Source organism: Lichenibacterium dinghuense (genome assembly GCF_021730615.1).
In the GTDB taxonomy this organism is placed as follows: Bacteria; Pseudomonadota; Alphaproteobacteria; order Rhizobiales; family Beijerinckiaceae; genus Lichenihabitans; species Lichenihabitans dinghuensis.
The window spans coordinates 5,640,422-5,655,193 of sequence record NZ_JAJLMN010000001.1; the positions used below are offsets into that span (position 1 = coordinate 5,640,422).

Here is a 14,772-nt window from a genome sequence, read left to right on the forward strand (position 1 = left end):
GCTTCAAAGAGGAGCCGCGACGGGTCTATGATGGAACGAGTTCACGTGCTGGTGGTGGCGGCGGGGCGAGGGTCCCGCGCCGGGGAAGGGCTGCCCAAGCAGTACCGTTCCCTCGCCGGCCGGACGGTCCTGGCTCGCACGCTGCAGGCCTTCTTCGACCGCGATGACATCGCGGACGTCGTGACGGTGATCCACCCCGACGATCGCCACCTTTATGACGGCGCCGTCGCGGAGCTTCCGGCGCGCGGCCGGCTGGTCGAGCCCGTCATGGGCGGGGCGACGCGGCAGGACAGCGTCCGCGCGGGGCTCGAAGCCCTGTCGGCGCGCGGCGCGACGGACGACGACCTCGTGCTGATCCACGACGGCGCGCGCCCCTTCGCGACGCCCGACCTCGTGTCGCGCGCCGTCGCGGCGGCGGCCCGGTCCGGCGCCACGGTTCCCGGCTGCCCGATCTTCGACACCGTCAAGGTGATCGACGTCGAGGGCCGCATCGCAGGCACGGCCGACCGCAACGCCATGCGGACCGTCCAGACGCCACAGTCCTTCCGGTTCGGCCTGATCCGCGCCGCCCATGCCCGCGCCGCGGCCGAGGACCGCCACGACCTCACCGACGACGCCGCCGTGGCGGAGTTCGCCGGCCACCGCGTCACGGTGTTCGAGGGCGACCCCGGCAACATCAAGATCACGACCCTGTCCGACTTCCGAGCCGCGGAGCTCCGCTTGACCCACGACCTCCTCGACATCCGCACGGGCCAGGGCTTCGACGTCCATTCCTTCGTCGAGGGCGACCACGTATGGCTCGGGGGCGTGAGGATCCCGCACACGCGCAAGCTCAGCGGCCATTCCGACGCCGACGTCGTGCTCCACGCCCTCACCGACGCGCTGCTGGCGACGATCGGCGACGGCGACATCGGCTCGCACTTTCCGCCTTCCGACATGCAGTGGAAGGGGGCCTCGTCGGACCGCTTCCTGCGCCACGCGGCCGAGCGCGTGCGGGCGCGCGGCGGCATGATCGCCAACATCAACGCAACCATCGTCTGCGAGGCGCCGCGCATCGGCCCGCATCGCGACGCCATGCAGAGGCGGATCGCCGAGATCGCCGGCATCGACCTCGACCGCGTCGGCATCACGGCCGGCACGTCGGAGCGGATGGGGTTCACGGGACGCGAGGAGGGCATCGTCGCCTGGGGCCTCGCCACCGTGCGCCTTCCCCTCGCGGCGGACTGAGCCGTGTTGCCGCCTCCTCTGCTCGACCGCGCCGCCGCCCTCGTCGCCGCCTGCCGGGCGCGCGGCCTCGCGCTCGCCACGGCCGAGTCCTGCACGGGTGGCCTCGTGTCGGCGCTGCTGACCGAGGTGCCGGGGTCGTCCGCCGCCTTCGACCGCGGCTTCGCGACCTACTCGAACGAGGCTAAGACGGAGATGCTGGGCGTCCCCGCCGACCTGATCGCGGCCGAAGGCGCCGTGTCGGAGGCCGTGGCGCGCGTCATGGCGGCTGGCGCGCTGGCCCGCTCGCGCGCCGACGCGGCGGTGGCGATCACCGGCGTGGCGGGGCCGGGCGGCGGCACCGCGGCGAAGCCCGTGGGCCTCGTGCATTTCGCCCTCGCGCGCCGCGGCGAGGGCGTCATCGCGGTGGAGCGCCGCTTCGGCGCTCTCGGCCGTTCGGAGGTGCGCCTCGCCTCGGTCGCGCAGGCGCTGGATCTGTTCGAGCGCGTTTTATGAGGAGCGCGGGCGCACGCCTCAGCCGTAGACTTTGTCGGCGCGCTCCTCGAAGGCCTCGGCGAAGCGGCTGAAGGCGCCCTCGAACATCGAGCCCATCAGCAGGCCCAGCATGCGGCTCTTGAATTCGTAGGTGATGAAGAACTCCACCGTGCATCCGGCCGAGCCGTCGCCCGGCGGGCGGTCGCGGAAGGTCCAGCGGTTCTCCAGGCTGCGGAACGGCCCGTCGATATACTCGGCCGTGATGACGTTCGCGGCGCGGTCCAGCGTCACCCGGCTCGTGAAGCTCTCGCGGATGGCCTTGAAGCCGACCCGCATGTCCGCCACCAGCACCTCGCGCCCGTCCGGCAGGGTCGAGCGCCGCTTGACGGTCAGCCCCTGGCAGAGCGGCAGGAAGCCCGGATATTTCTCCACGTCCGCCACGAGGTCGAACATCCTGGCGGCCGGGTGGGCCACCCTTCGGGTCGTGCGGAACGATGGCATGGCGGTGACGCGCGGCTCCAGCTTCGAAGGGGCGTGCGACGCGAGATCCGCGCCCGACCCCGGCTCACGCCGATATGGTGACGGGCCGCGACCGCAGTAGCGCCCTCCGGGTTGCCGCGGCAAGCCGCCCGCCGTCGGAGCGCGCCGCCGGCCCGCCGCTCCCGTCGTTTGGCGTTTCGTTAACCCTAACTCTCTATTGCTGGGCCCCAGTCTTCCCCCGCCGCGACGAACCGTCGGGGCCTCCTGCCCGGGCCATCCCATGCGCCGTATCGCCCTCGCCCTCTGCCTCGCCGGCGTCGCCGCGCTCGGCGGCTGCGCCAATCCGATCTACCGCACCGACGTGTTCAAGGCGCAGCTCACCGCCCCCTACACGCTGGCGAGCGGCGACCGCATCCGCGTGATCGTCTTCGGCCAGGATGCGCTCTCGAACTCCTACGCCATCAACGGGTCCGGCATGATCTCGATGCCGCTGATCGGCGACGTCCCGGTCGGCGGGCTCACCACCGCGGACGCGCAGCGCGTCATCGAAACGAAGCTGCGCTCCGGCTTCCTGCGCGACCCCCACGTGGCGATCGAGGTCGAAGCTTACCGCCCGTTCTTCGTGCTGGGCGAGATCACCACCGCGGGCCAGTATCCCTTCATCAACGGCATGACGGTCCAGAAGGCCATCGCGGTCGCGGGCGGCTTCGGCCCGCGCGCGGACCGCGGCTCGGCCGCCATCACCCGCATGGTCAACGGCGTCCAGGTCACCGCGCGCGTCCCCCTGGCCTATCCGGTTCGGCCCGGCGACACCATCAACGTCGAGGAACGCTTCTTTTAAGATTGGGAACCCATGGTGGGGCATCGCAGGAGCGGGGCTCGACCATGGCGCACGGCAACGGGCAGGATCATCGTCCCCTCGGGGTGATGCACGTCCTCCGGGCCCCGCTGGGCGGCCTCTATCGCCACGTCCTCGACCTCGCGCGGGAGCAGGCCCGGCGCGGGCATGCTGTGGGCCTGATCGTCGATTCCACCACCGGCGGCGAGAGCGCGGACCGCACCCTGGCGGCCCTGGAGCCGAGCCTCGCCCTCGGCCTGTCGCGCGTGCCCATGCACCGCGAGCCCCATCCGACGGACGCACTGGTGCTCGCCCACGTGACGAGGCGCCTCGCCGCGGCGGCGCCGGATGTCGTCCACGGGCACGGCTCGAAGGGCGGCCTCTTCGCCCGCCTGCCCGGCTTCCTGCCCGGCGCGTCGCGGAGCGTACGGGCCTACACGCCGCACGGCGGCAGCCTCAACCATCGTCCGGGGACGCGCGTCCACCGCACCTACATGGGCGTCGAGCGGCTGCTCGGGCGCCGCACCGACGTCCTGCTGTTCGAGAGCGCCTTCATCGGCTCGCGATACCGCGAGTTGGTCGGCACGCCCCGCGGGCTGGCCCGCGTCGTCCACAACGGCATCGATGACCACGAGTTCGAGCCCGTGGTGCCGGAGGCGGATGCCGCCGACTTCGCCTACGTGGGCGAGCTCCGCGCCGCCAAGGGCATCGACGTGCTGTTGCGGGCGCTCGACGCCACCGGCCGCGCGCTCGGCAGGCCGCTCACTGCCGTGCTGGTCGGCTCGGGGCCCGACCGCGAGGTCCTGGAACGGCTCGCGGCCGACCTCGGACTCGGCGAGCGGGTGCGCTTTCCCGGCCCCATGCCGGCGCGGCGGGCCTTCGCCCTCGGGCGCACGCTGGTGGTGCCGTCTCGCGCCGAATCGCTGCCCTACATCGTCCTCGAAGCCGCCGCGGCCCGCGTGCCCCTGATCTCGACGGACGTGGGCGGCATCCCCGAGATCTTCGGTCGCTACCGCGACCGGCTGATCCCCGCCGACGACGTGGCGCGCCTCGGCGGCGCCATGGCGGCGGCGCTCGCGGCCTCGCCCGAGCGCCGCGCGCGGGACGCCGCCGACCTCGCGGCCGCCGTGCTCGACGGGTTCTCGATCGAGACCATGGTGGACGCCGTCACGGCGGCCTACCGCGAAGCCCTCGCGTCGCGCGACCGCCCCGCGGCGTCCCGCCCGCGCGAGGTCGCCCTCTCCCCCTGAACCCTCCTGATCCCCCGAACAGCAGGCACGACCCCGTGAAACTGTCCAAGACTAGCGCGGCCGCCTTCACGCCGGACGACCTGCGGCAGATGGGCCCGGACGCGGCACCCGAGGCCATCGCGCGCGAGGGCGCCGACCCCGCCCGCGCGCTGCTGTCCCTCGCCGAGACCATGGGCCACCTCGACGCCCGCCCGCATTATTCCCCGCTCGTGATGGCGGGGCTGGTGCGGGCGATCGAGTTCAGCCTGCTCTGCGCGACGGGCGTGCTGGTCCACCTCGCCTACGTGGTGCCCCAGGTCGGCTTCAGCGCCGTCTACGAGGTCGCCATCCCGCTGATGTCGGCCGTCACGATCTTCGCCTTCCAGGCCCTGCGCATCAACAACGTCGCGGCCTATCGCGCGCCCATCACCCAGGGGTTCCGGCTGGCCGGCGGCTGGAGCTTGGTGGTGCTGTCGACGCTGGCCGTGATCTTCTTTCTCAAGCTCGACGCCACCTTCTCCCGCGTGTGGATGGTGGGCTGGTACGTGCTGGCGCTGGGGGCCCTGCTGGTCGAGCGCGGGATCCTGTCCCTCGTCACCGCGCATATGACGCGCACCGGGCGGCTCGACCGGCGAACCGTCGTGGTGGGCGGAGGCCCGGCGGGCGCGGCCCTTCTGGAGGAGCTGTCCAAGCAGAAGGACACGGACCTGCGCATCATCGGCGTCTTCGACGACCGCACCGACGCGCGCTCGCCCGACGTCGTCGCCGGCTACCCCAAGCTCGGCCGCGTGGACGACCTCGTGGCGCTGGCCCGCCACACCCGCATCGACCTCATCATCTTCACGCTGCCCATCACCGCCGAGGGCCGGCTGCTGACCATGCTGCGCAAGCTGTGGGTCCTGCCGATCGACATCCGCCTCGCGGCCCACACCAACAAGCTGAAGTTCCGCCCGCGCTCCTATTCCTACATCGGCTCCGTGCCGGTGCTCGACGTCTTCGACAAGCCCATCGCGGACTGGGACGTCGTGATGAAGACGATCTTCGACCGCGTCGTGGGCTCCCTGGCCCTGATCGCACTCTCGCCGCTGCTGCTCGCCGTGGCGGTCGCGGTCAAGCTCGACTCGAAGGGCCCCGTGTTCTTCAAGCAGAAGCGCTACGGCTTCAACAACGAGCCGGTCGAGGTGTTCAAGTTTCGCTCGATGTACACCGACAAGCTGGACTTCACGGCCTCGAAGCAGGTGACCCGCGACGACCCGCGCGTGACGCGCGTCGGCCGCTTCATCCGCAAGACCTCGATGGACGAGCTGCCGCAGCTGTTCAACGTGGTGTTCAAGGGCAACCTGTCGCTCGTCGGGCCCCGTCCCCACGCGGTGCACGCCAAGGCGGCCGACCGGCAGTACGACGACGTCGTCGACGGCTACTTCGCCCGCCACCGCGTGAAGCCGGGCATCACCGGATGGGCTCAGATCAACGGCTGGCGCGGCGAGACCGACACCCCCATCAAGATCCAGCGGCGCGTCGAGCACGACCTTGCCTACATCGAGAACTGGTCGCTGTTCTTCGACATGTACATCCTGCTCATCACGCCCTTCGCGCTGCTGAAGACCGAGAATGCGTACTGAGGCGCTCCGCCCGCCCCTCGCCCGGCCGCGGCCCGCGGCCGGGTGGCGGCTCGACTACGGGCGGCTCGTCAACTGGAGCTTCGCGCTCTTCGTGTTCTGCGGCTCGGTCGCCATCGTCGAGCCCTCGCCCTACGACTTCGCCTCCCTCGTGGCGATCCCGATCTGGTTCGTCGGCGGCTTCCGGGTGCACCGCACCTTCCTGCCCCTGTTCGCGCTCATCTTCCTCTACAATCTCGGCGGCTTCATCGGGCTGATCCCCTACGTGGTGGAACACGACCCGACGCTGTTCATGCTCCAGTCGCTGTACCTCGCCCTGACGACGCTGGTCTTCGCGCTGTTCTTCGCCGAGGACACCGAGCGGCGGGCCGAGATCGTCCTGCGGTTCTACGCCGCCAGCACGGTCTTCGCCGCGCTCGCGGGCATCGTGGGATACTTCAACGTCGCGGGCCTCGGCGACCTGCTGTCGCGCTATGGCCGCGCCTCCGGCACCTTCAAGGACCCGAACGTGCTGGGGTCCTACCTCGTGATGGGCGCGGTCTACTACGTCCAGGCGATCGTCCTCGGCCGCACCCGACACGTGGTGGCGACCGGCCTCGCGCTGCTCGTGGTCGTGGCCGGCATCCTCCTGTCCTTCTCGCGCGGCTCGTGGGGCGCCTTCGTGGTCGCGACGGTGCTCAGCATCGGCCTGACGTTCCTGACCAGCGCCGAAGCGAGGCTGCGCCGGCGCATCCTGCTCGTGACCTTCGCAGCGGCCGCGGTAGCCGCGCTCGTGATCCTGCTCCTGCTCGCGCTGCCCAACACCCGCGACTTCTTCCTGCAGCGCGCCGCGCTGGAGCAGGACTACGACGAGGGCGTGACCGGGCGCTTCGGCAACCAAATCCGCTCGATCCCGATGCTGCTCGGCCTGCCGAACGGGTTCGGGCCGCTCCGCTTCCGCCTGATCTTCGGGCTGGAGCCGCACAACTCCTACATCAACGCCTTCGCGTCCTACGGCTGGCTGGGGGGCTTCGCGTTCCTGGCCCTGGTCGGGCTCACCGTCTACGTCGGCTTCCGCGTCGCCTGGGTGCCGTCGCCCTACCGGCGCGCCGCGCAGGTCTATTGGCCGTCGCTGCTGGTGTTCCTGCTGCAGGGCTTCCAGATTGACATCGACCACTGGCGCCACGTATTCCTCATGCTCGGCGCCGTGTGGGGCATCGAGACCGCGAGGGTGCGCTGGCTGGAGCGGGGCGGCGACGCGGGACCGGTCAGCCGGCGGGCGCCCCCGCTCAGGCCGTGAGGCGGAGTTCGGCCGCGGCCGGCAGCAGGCCGCGGTAAAGCGCCACGATGGCGGCCACGTGCCGCTCCAGCGTGGCGGGCGCCGCCCAGTAGCTGTCGTAGGCGGCGCGCGACAGGGCGTCGACGTCGGCCTCCCCGAACCGCCGGATGGCCTGCGCGAGGTTGTCCGCGTCGTTGCGGCGGAACCACAGCCCGTCGACCCCGTCCGCGATGCAGTCTCGGCCCGCGCAGCCGTCCGAAACGATCACGGGCGTGCCGAGCGCCTTGGCTTCGAGCACCGTGAGGGGCTGGCCCTCGTACCAGATCGACGGGAACACCAGCGCGCCGGCCTCGCGCAGGTAGCGCTGCACTGCCTCCGGCCCCTGCCAGCCGACGGTGCGGACCTCGGGGTAGCGCCGCTTCAGCTCGGGAAGCAGCGGGCCGTCGCCGACGAACAGAGCGTCCACGCCGGCGCGGCGCGCCGCCTCGGCGAACAGCAGCGGCCCCTTCTCGGGCGAGATGCGCCCGACGAACGTGAGCGGGCCCCGCGCGCCCGCCGGCTTCGGGCCCATTGGCTCGACGCCGATCGGGTTCGACACGAGGTGCACCCGCGCGCCGGCCGGCAGGTGCCGCGACACCGCCGCGACCTGGAAGCGCGAGATGGCCACGATGTCGGGGAAGGCCGCGGGCAGCCTGGCCACGCGCTCCATCACGGCGTGGCGGGCCGCCCGCCACAGCTTGCGGCTGTAGCCCCGCGAATCGCAGTGCGTCGCCAGACAGGCCGCACCCAGGGGCTTCAGGCTGCAGGGCGTCTCCGTGCGGTAGTTGAAGAAGCCGCCGTTCGGGCACATCAGCGAATATTCGTGCAGCGTATAGACCGCCGGCAGGCCGGACTCCGCGATCGGGCGCGCGATGGCGGGCGACAGCGCCTTGGCCCAGCCGTGCACGTGGATCACGCTTCTGCCCGCCGGCAGGGTGGCGAGCAGCTCGCGCAAGGCATCGGCGGCGGCGCCGTTCCACACGCCCTGGACCGCGGCTGCCGCGATCGAGCGATGGCCGAGGAGGTCGGCCTGCCCGAGGCAGACGGTCCGCACGCCGGCTGCGACGAGCTCGGGCGCCACCGGGCCCACGGCGGCGAAGACGATCGACTCGTGGCCGGCGCGCTTGAGGCCGATCGCGCTGTCGAAGGCCACGCGCGCCTGCCCGCCCGTCACCGACGCGTGGTCGAGCACGATGACGACGGTCAGGGGATCGGGGGCTCGCAGCATGGCGCAGGCAACTCGCGGAGGGGCCGACATCGCTGCGGTCCACCATCGCTCCGGGTCGTCCGGACGGCGAGCGCCGTTTCGGCGCATGGTGAACCGCGTCGGGCACGGCCGGCTCGCGCGATTTCACGAGCGCCGCTGAAACTCTCGGCGCAGTGCCCCGTAACTGCGCGGTCCCCGATGCAGGGGTCCAATCGGTCAATTGGAGAACCTGATGTCCATCCTGTCCAGCAAGCGCCTCGTCGGCGTCGCCCTCGCCCTGTCGCTGTCGGCCGCCCCCGCCCTCGCGAAGAACCCGATGGTCGGCGGCGCGCCGATGTATCCCGACAAGCCCATCGCGGTGAACGCCAGCCACGCCAAGAACCTGACGACGCTGGTGGCCGCCGTCAAAGCCGCGGGCCTCGTCGACACGCTGGCCGGCCCCGGCCCGTTCACCGTGTTCGCGCCCACCAACGCGGCCTTCAAGGCTCTGCCGAAGGGCACGGTCGAGACGCTGCTCAAGCCCGAGAACGTGGAGAAGCTGAAAGGCATCCTGCTCGGCCACGTGGTGCCCGGCGACCTCAGCCCGGCCGACCTCGACAACCAGATCAAGGACGGCGGAGGCAAGGCGGTGCTGAAGACCGCGAACGGCGACGCGCTCACGGTGATGAAGAGCGGCAAGGGCTTCAGCGTGACGGACGGCGCCGGCGGCACCGCCAAGGTCGAGATCTCCGACGTGAAGCAGTCGAACGGCGTGGTCTATGTTATCAACAAGGTCCTGCTGCCCGCCGGCTGATCGGACCCGCCATGCTCGACCGCCCCACCGCCGCCGACGCGACCCTGGACGGGCCGGCCGAGCGCGTCTCCCCGCGATGGCCCCTCGCCTTCGTCGGTCTGGCGGGCCTGCTCGGCGCCGGGGGGGTGGCGGTGGGCGCGGCGGGCGCGCATGTGGGCGGGGGCGACCTCGCCCGCACCTCGTCGGAGTTCCTGATGGTCCACGCCGCGGCCGTCCTGGGCGGGGCCGCCGCGGGTCTGGCGCTGCTGCGTTCTTCGGTTCTGCTGATCGCGGCGCTCGGCCTGCTCACGGTCGGCGCGGCGCTGTTCGGCGGCGAGCTGGCCGTCGCGGCCCTCCTCGACTGGCGTCCCCTGCCCCTCGCGGCGCCGACGGGCGGCCTCTGCCTCATCGCGGGCTGGCTGTGCCTGGCCGTCGCGGGCGCCGCCGCGGCGGGCGGACGCCGGTGAGGCGGGCCTTCCGGGTCGCGGAGCGGTGAGCGGGGCGTCGCTCGATCCCGAGCCGGAGCCGTCGGGGTTGGAACGCCCGGCGCGGCGGGACATCATCCCGGAGGCGGGCCGACCGATTCTCGGTGCCCTCCGCCGGGGTGGGGGTCAGATGCTGAACAACAGGCCTGACCTGGTCGACCTCATGAGCCGGGTCGCGACGCGCGATCGGGAAGCGTTCGAGGATCTGTACCGGGCCACCAGCGCCAAGCTCTACGGCGTGGTGGTCGGCATCCTGGTGCGGCGCAGCCTCGCCGACGAAGCCCTGCAGGACGTCTACGCCCGGATCTGGGAGCGGGCCGGCGATTTCGATCCCGCCAAGGGATCGCCGATCGCCTGGATGGCCGCCATCGCGCGCAACCGGGCGCTCGACGACCTCCGGCGCGCGAGGGCGGCCCCGGTCGCCGCGCTGCCCGACGGGTTCGACGTGGCCTCGGAGGGCGGCAGCGCCCTCGACGGCCTGGAGAAGACCGACGGCCTGCGGGCGCTGATCGCCTGCCTCGACCGCCTCGACGGCGAGAAGCGCGAAGCCGTGCTCCTCGCCTACTACCGCGGCTGCAGCCGGGAAGCGCTGTCGCAGCGCTTCGGCCGCCCCGTCCCCACGATCAAGACCTGGCTCCACCGCAGCCTGCTCCAACTGAGACTCTGTTTGAGCCGATGAGTGACCCCGAAGACCCGGACATGCTCGCCGCCGAATACGTCCTCGGGACGTTGGACGGGGCGGAGCGCGAAGCGGTCGCGGCGCGGCTCGGCGCCGACGACGGGCTGGCGCTCGCGGTGCGGGCCTGGGAGGATCGGTTGTCCCCCCTCGTCGGCGCTGTCCCCGAGGTCGAGCCGCCCGCCGGGGCCTATGCGGCGATAGCGTCGCGGCTGTTCGGGTCGCCGGACGGGGCATCCGTCCCCGCGCCGGATCCGGCGATCGTCGTGCTGCGCCGGCGCGTCCGGCGCTGGCAGGGGGCGGCGGCCGGATTCGCGCTGCTGGCGGCCGCGATGCTCGGCTGGATCGCCCTACGCGAGGCCGCACCCGGCTACGCCCCCGCACGGTTCGCCGCCGTCCTGCAGCGGGACGCGGGCGCGCCCGCAATGCTGGTCGACGTCGATGTCGCGGCCCGGCGCCTTACCGTCCGCCCCCTCGCGGCCGCGGCCCCGGCCGGCCGGTCCTACGAGCTTTGGATCATCGATCCGTCGCTCGGCGCTCCGCGCTCGCTGGGTGTCCTGCCGGCCCACGGAGAGGCGCGGGATTCGCTGAAGGCGTTCGACGCCGCGGTGATCACCGGCGCCACCTACGCGGTCACCGTGGAGGCTCCCGGCGGCTCCCCGACGGGGCAACCCACCACCTCGCCGGTGCTGAGCGGCCGGCTCACGCCCTTCGGGTCCTGACGGGTTGATTTCGCCTCCGAACCATCCAATATCCGGCCCGACGCAGACACCTTCTGCCTCGGGCTTCGACACCGCGACCGGCCAATATCCGGCGGCGGCCGGAGCCGGTTCCCGGTGACGACGACGTCCCGGGCGGTGCCTTCGTTCCAGCGTCATCGAGGAAGATCGTCATGAGCACGCCTACCGGAGGGGACCAGCCCGGCGCAGCCGTGGCCTTGTCCGCTGAAGCGGCGGCCAAGCGGCTCAAGGACGAGATGCTCGGCACGATCCCGAGCCTGCGCGCCTTCGCGTTCTCGCTGTGCGGCAACGGCGACCGTGCCGACGATCTCGTGCAGGAGACGCTGATGAAGGCCTGGATCAACCAGAACTCCTTCACGCATGGCACGAGCATGTCGGCCTGGCTGTTCACGATCCTGCGCAACGTCTTTTATTCCGAGTACCGGAAGCGGCGCCGCGAGGTCGAGGACGCCGAGGGCACGATGGCGGCCCGCCTCGTGTCGGTTCCGGAGCAGAACGGCCACATGGACCTGCAGGACCTGCGCAGCGCCCTGGCCAAGCTGCCGCCCGAGCAGCGCGAGGCGCTGATCCTGGTAGGGGGCTCGGGCTTCGCCTACGAGGAGGCCGCCCAGATCTGCGGCTGCGCGCTCGGCACGCTGAAGAGCCGTGTGAACCGCGCCCGCACCGCGATCGCCAATCTCATGGCGATCGAGTCCACGGGTGACGTCGGCCGGCCCGAATGGCACGCCATGGGCGACCTCGGCAGCATCATGATGTGGGAACGGAACTAGGCGGTGTGGACGAATTTGACCAAGCACAGTCCTGCGGCGAAAGCGACGATGGATCGGAAGTTTCTTGCGGTCTTCTCGCATCGGAGGGCGACGCGCTTGAAGCGCTTCAGCCGACCGATGCCCTGCTCGATGCGGGCCCGGGCCTTGTAAAGGGTGCGAGCGAAGAAGGCCGGCTTGTTCTTCTCGTTCGCTTTGTGGGGGATCACAGGGGCGATACCGCGCGTCCTCGCGGCGTCTCGGTTGGCTTTGCTGGCATAGCCCTTGTCGCAGATCACGGCACGGGGCTGAAGATCGGGGCCGATGTCGAGCAGGGTTTCGAAGTGTCGCCCGTCGGAAGCTTCACCGCCGGTCAGATCAAAGGCGATGATGTCGCCGGAAGCGTCGGACTTGGCATGGATCTTCGTGGTGAAGCCGCCGCGAGAGCGACCGAGGGCTTGTCCGTGCTGCCCCTTTGCGCCGGCTGCCGACACATGGGCGCGCACGATAGTCGAGTCGAACATCTGAACGAGATGAGCGGTGTCGCTCATCGACGCGAGCGTGTCGAAGAAGGCTTCGAACACGCCGGCCTGGCTTAACCGATCAAACCGCTTCCACACGCTGTTCCACAAACCGAAGCGCTCGGGCAAAGCGCGCCAGCGAACATTTTCGACGCTGAAAAAATGAAGCGCTTCAAGAAAAAGCCGATCATCTGTTGCCTTCCGTCCCCGCCGGGGAAGGCAGGCGCGGAACACCGCGAGTGTATGCGTCCAGTCTTGCTCCGTCATTCGCGTCGACATCGATCTCACCCCCCGAATGCCTCGGGGCATGAGAATCAGACCTGAGCCAGCAAGGGAATCCCCAAAAGCGTTGCTGCTCTAAATTCGTCCACACGGCCTAGGCTCTCGTCCGGCCCGATAACGTTCGGCGCATCGGTCGAGCGACGATCAGCACGTCGGTGACCGTCACTGCCCTCGCGAGCCCTGACGGTTGGCAGGTCTCGGCAGCGACTGCGGTGACGATGCGTCATCTCGTCTGACGGCAGCCGTCCGTCGGCCTGACGTCGCGACCCGAATCGTCCAACTCAGCCCGACATCGTCGCCCGAGGATGGCCGACATGCGCCGCGCGAGCCCGCGGCGAGGCATCCCGCGATGCCGTGGCACGCGTTCCGAGAGATCGGCAGGCCCCCGGCGCTCGACCAACCTCATCCATCGTATCTCGCTCGGCTCATGATCGGGGCCGCGCAACAGGACGCCACGTCGAGACGATCTCGATGATCCCCATCGACCTGGCCGCCGTCTCGAAACCGAGAAGGGTCGGACAGGGCGTGCGGCCGTTGCCGGACGAGAGGTCGCGACAAACGGGGAAAGCCCGGCGATCGCTCGCCGGGCTCCTTTGTCTGACAGACCCGATGGTCTCAGAAGTCGCGCTCGATGCGGAGGCGAGCCTCGAAGGAGTCGGGGTTCTTGCTCACACCGATCGGCAGGGCCGAAGCGGCCTGACCGGGGTTGTGGGCGAGGGTCTGGTCGAGGTGGGCGTAGTCGAACTCCAGACCGATCTCGAGGTTCTTCACGGGATCGTACAGGAACTGGTTGCCGATGCGGTACTCGCTGGAGTTGCCGATACCACCCTGCGTCCAGTCGATGTTGCGGGCGCGGCCGTAGTTCGTCTGGATGTAGGAGCCGAACAGCACGTCGTGGAAGGTCGCCGTGAAGTAGTGGTTGATGGCAGCCATCACCGAGAAGCCCTCGCCGAGCTGCAGGTTGTAGTTGCCGATGGCGTTTCCGGGGATGGCGATCGCGATGGCGTCGTGATCGATGTGCTGGAAGCCGCCCAGGTTGCGCGAGCTGAAGCCGGCGTTCGCGTAGCCGACGGAGTCGATGTAGGAGTAAGCGCCCTGCTCGTAGGCACCTTCGATCCACAGGTCGTCGCCCGCCGCGAGCATCGGCAGCTTCAGCTGGATGCCGCCCTGAACCGCGAAGCCGTCGGCATCCTTGTGGGTGAGGCCGGAGTTCACGCCGAAGGTCGCGGCCGAGATCGTGTTGACCTGATGGTAGGCAGCCGACAGCTGAGCAGCGCCCCACGCCTGATCGATGCGCAGGTTGCCGACGAGGTCGGGGATCGTCTCGCCGCCGTACTGTGCGCCGGCAAACACCGTGGGGTTCACGACCGAGTTATCGGCGCTGCCGATACCCACGCCGCCGAGGGAGTTCAGGTTACGGCCGTTGTGGTCTTCGAGCGAGAAGGTGGCCGAGAAGCCGCCCGCGCCGTTGTAGGTGTAGGCGAGGAGGTTCTGGCTCAGATCGGAGTTGGCGATGCCTTCGTAGTTGTAGTTGTCGGCGTAGAAGTCGAAGAACGACTGGAGGCGACCCGCCGAGATGCCGGCAAAGGTGATGAAGCCCTTGTCGAGATAGGCGTTGTTGTTGCCCTGGTTGGCAAAGGTGTTGGCGCCACCGGCCGAGCCACCGCCCGAGTACACGCCCTGGAGGCGGTCGATCTGGTAGCGGACGTAGGCGCGCAGCGTGCCGTAGGCGGTCTGCGTGCGGGTGTCGACCGCGATGCGGCCACGGGCGAAGAAGCCAGAAGCGTCCTCGTTGCGACCCGGGATGACGGTGCCCGGGCCGGCAACGGCGCGGTTGCCGAAGTTGAGCGCGGCGCCGGTGGCCTGGAGCGGAGCGGCCGACGGGAAGAACTGGCGAGACTGGTTGATGAACGCCGCCTCGACGCGGACCAGGCCGCCGACCTGGATGCAGGTGTCGGTACCGGGGATGTAGAAGAAGCCGACGCCGGTCCAGTCGCAGACGCGGACGTAGTCGACAGGCGCAGCCTTCCGGACGGGAAGATCGGCAGCCTGGGCGCTGACGGTGGCAGCGATCGCGGCCGCCGAACCGAGAAGAAGGCTCTTACCGAGCTTCATCGTCAAACCTCCAAAATGTTGACCCAACGGGAATGGTGTTGCTTCTTGAGCCGCAGCACTTTCGAGA

15 protein-coding genes are annotated in these 14,772 nt (G+C 70.4%); 11 read left to right on the plus strand and 4 right to left on the minus strand.

Annotated features, from left to right (window positions below):
- The first annotated feature begins 30 nt into the window (after window positions 1-30).
- Complete coding sequence (locus L7N97_RS27120; RefSeq protein ID WP_428981034.1) at window positions 31-1,227, plus strand: bifunctional 2-C-methyl-D-erythritol 4-phosphate cytidylyltransferase/2-C-methyl-D-erythritol 2,4-cyclodiphosphate synthase; 1,197 nt, start codon at window positions 31-33, stop codon at window positions 1,225-1,227.
- 3 nt (window positions 1,228-1,230) lie between these two features.
- Window positions 1,231-1,719 (plus strand): CinA family protein, encoded by a 489-nt coding sequence (locus L7N97_RS27125; RefSeq protein WP_237481669.1) that lies wholly within the window; start codon window positions 1,231-1,233, stop codon window positions 1,717-1,719.
- A gap of 18 nt (window positions 1,720-1,737) precedes the next feature.
- Here the strand turns inward: L7N97_RS27125 and L7N97_RS27130 are convergent, their stop codons facing one another.
- The gene (locus L7N97_RS27130; protein ID WP_237481671.1) at window positions 1,738-2,199 is read right to left on the minus strand and encodes a type II toxin-antitoxin system RatA family toxin; all 462 of its coding nucleotides are present in this window, start codon (window positions 2,197-2,199) and stop codon (window positions 1,738-1,740) included.
- 259 nt (window positions 2,200-2,458) lie between these two features.
- On the opposite strand from L7N97_RS27130, the gene L7N97_RS27135 reads away from it, so the two are divergent.
- The 4 genes from L7N97_RS27135 to L7N97_RS27150 all read left to right on the plus strand — a co-directional run bounded on the left by L7N97_RS27135 (window position 2,459) and on the right by L7N97_RS27150 (window position 7,143).
- The gene (locus L7N97_RS27135) at window positions 2,459-3,019 is read left to right on the plus strand and encodes a polysaccharide biosynthesis/export family protein (protein WP_237481673.1); all 561 of its coding nucleotides are present in this window, start codon (window positions 2,459-2,461) and stop codon (window positions 3,017-3,019) included.
- A 44-nt stretch (window positions 3,020-3,063) separates the two neighbouring features.
- On the plus strand, window positions 3,064-4,266 hold the full coding sequence (locus L7N97_RS27140) for a glycosyltransferase family 4 protein (protein WP_237481675.1): 1,203 nt from the start codon (window positions 3,064-3,066) through the stop codon (window positions 4,264-4,266).
- Between the two features lie 89 nt (window positions 4,267-4,355).
- Window positions 4,356-5,867: an undecaprenyl-phosphate glucose phosphotransferase gene (locus L7N97_RS27145; RefSeq protein WP_237482430.1), complete on the plus strand. Its 1,512-nt coding sequence runs from the start codon at window positions 4,356-4,358 to the stop codon at window positions 5,865-5,867.
- On the plus strand, window positions 5,857-7,143 hold the full coding sequence (locus L7N97_RS27150) for an O-antigen ligase family protein (protein ID WP_237481676.1): 1,287 nt from the start codon (window positions 5,857-5,859) through the stop codon (window positions 7,141-7,143). The genes L7N97_RS27145 and L7N97_RS27150 overlap by 11 nt, the downstream gene beginning before the upstream one ends.
- Here the strand turns inward: L7N97_RS27150 and L7N97_RS27155 are convergent.
- A complete protein-coding gene (locus L7N97_RS27155; protein ID WP_237481678.1) occupies window positions 7,133-8,389 on the minus strand; it encodes a glycosyltransferase family 4 protein in 1,257 nt (418 codons plus the stop codon). The genes L7N97_RS27150 and L7N97_RS27155 overlap by 11 nt on opposite strands.
- A 211-nt stretch (window positions 8,390-8,600) precedes the next feature.
- On the opposite strand from L7N97_RS27155, the gene L7N97_RS27160 reads away from it, so the two are divergent.
- The 5 genes from L7N97_RS27160 to L7N97_RS27180 all read left to right on the plus strand — a co-directional run bounded on the left by L7N97_RS27160 (window position 8,601) and on the right by L7N97_RS27180 (window position 11,811).
- Entirely contained in the window at window positions 8,601-9,161 is a 561-nt protein-coding gene (locus L7N97_RS27160) for a fasciclin domain-containing protein (protein WP_237481679.1), read from the plus strand.
- 11 nt (window positions 9,162-9,172) lie between these two features.
- On the plus strand, window positions 9,173-9,607 hold the full coding sequence (locus L7N97_RS27165) for a DUF423 domain-containing protein (RefSeq protein WP_237481681.1): 435 nt from the start codon (window positions 9,173-9,175) through the stop codon (window positions 9,605-9,607).
- Window positions 9,608-9,755: 148 nt separating this feature from the next.
- A complete protein-coding gene (locus tag L7N97_RS27170) occupies window positions 9,756-10,304 on the plus strand; it encodes a sigma-70 family RNA polymerase sigma factor (RefSeq protein WP_237481682.1) in 549 nt (182 codons plus the stop codon).
- Complete coding sequence (locus tag L7N97_RS27175) at window positions 10,301-11,023, plus strand: anti-sigma factor (protein WP_237481684.1); 723 nt, start codon at window positions 10,301-10,303, stop codon at window positions 11,021-11,023. The genes L7N97_RS27170 and L7N97_RS27175 overlap by 4 nt, the downstream gene beginning before the upstream one ends.
- Window positions 11,024-11,193: 170 nt before the next feature.
- Window positions 11,194-11,811, plus strand: coding sequence for a sigma-70 family RNA polymerase sigma factor (locus tag L7N97_RS27180; RefSeq protein ID WP_237481685.1), 618 nt, complete (start codon window positions 11,194-11,196; stop codon window positions 11,809-11,811).
- Here the strand turns inward: L7N97_RS27180 and L7N97_RS27185 are convergent.
- Both L7N97_RS27185 and L7N97_RS27190 read right to left on the minus strand, forming a co-directional pair.
- Entirely contained in the window at window positions 11,808-12,575 is a 768-nt protein-coding gene (locus L7N97_RS27185; RefSeq protein WP_237479527.1) for an IS5 family transposase, read from the minus strand. The genes L7N97_RS27180 and L7N97_RS27185 overlap by 4 nt on opposite strands.
- A gap of 630 nt (window positions 12,576-13,205) precedes the next feature.
- Window positions 13,206-14,705: a porin gene (locus tag L7N97_RS27190; RefSeq protein WP_237481687.1), complete on the minus strand. Its 1,500-nt coding sequence runs from the start codon at window positions 14,703-14,705 to the stop codon at window positions 13,206-13,208.
- Between the last annotated feature and the right edge of the window lie 67 nt (window positions 14,706-14,772).

Coding starts and splice junctions, on each gene's coding strand:
- L7N97_RS27135 (WP_237481673.1), top strand. CDS start 2,459: ATGCGCCGTATCGCCCTCGCCCTCTGCCTCGCCGGCGTCGCCGCGCTC.
- L7N97_RS27190 (WP_237481687.1), bottom strand. CDS start 14,705: ATGAAGCTCGGTAAGAGCCTTCTTCTCGGTTCGGCGGCCGCGATCGCT.
- L7N97_RS27145 (WP_237482430.1), top strand. CDS start 4,356: ATGGGCCCGGACGCGGCACCCGAGGCCATCGCGCGCGAGGGCGCCGAC.
- L7N97_RS27160 (WP_237481679.1), top strand. CDS start 8,601: ATGTCCATCCTGTCCAGCAAGCGCCTCGTCGGCGTCGCCCTCGCCCTG.
- L7N97_RS27165 (WP_237481681.1), top strand. CDS start 9,173: ATGCTCGACCGCCCCACCGCCGCCGACGCGACCCTGGACGGGCCGGCC.
- L7N97_RS27170 (WP_237481682.1), top strand. CDS start 9,756: ATGCTGAACAACAGGCCTGACCTGGTCGACCTCATGAGCCGGGTCGCG.
- L7N97_RS27180 (WP_237481685.1), top strand. CDS start 11,194: ATGAGCACGCCTACCGGAGGGGACCAGCCCGGCGCAGCCGTGGCCTTG.
- L7N97_RS27175 (WP_237481684.1), top strand. CDS start 10,301: ATGAGTGACCCCGAAGACCCGGACATGCTCGCCGCCGAATACGTCCTC.
- L7N97_RS27155 (WP_237481678.1), bottom strand. CDS start 8,389: ATGCTGCGAGCCCCCGATCCCCTGACCGTCGTCATCGTGCTCGACCAC.
- L7N97_RS27185 (WP_237479527.1), bottom strand. CDS start 12,575: ATGACGGAGCAAGACTGGACGCATACACTCGCGGTGTTCCGCGCCTGC.
- L7N97_RS27120 (WP_428981034.1), top strand. CDS start 31: ATGGAACGAGTTCACGTGCTGGTGGTGGCGGCGGGGCGAGGGTCCCGC.
- L7N97_RS27130 (WP_237481671.1), bottom strand. CDS start 2,199: ATGCCATCGTTCCGCACGACCCGAAGGGTGGCCCACCCGGCCGCCAGG.
- L7N97_RS27140 (WP_237481675.1), top strand. CDS start 3,064: ATGGCGCACGGCAACGGGCAGGATCATCGTCCCCTCGGGGTGATGCAC.
- L7N97_RS27150 (WP_237481676.1), top strand. CDS start 5,857: ATGCGTACTGAGGCGCTCCGCCCGCCCCTCGCCCGGCCGCGGCCCGCG.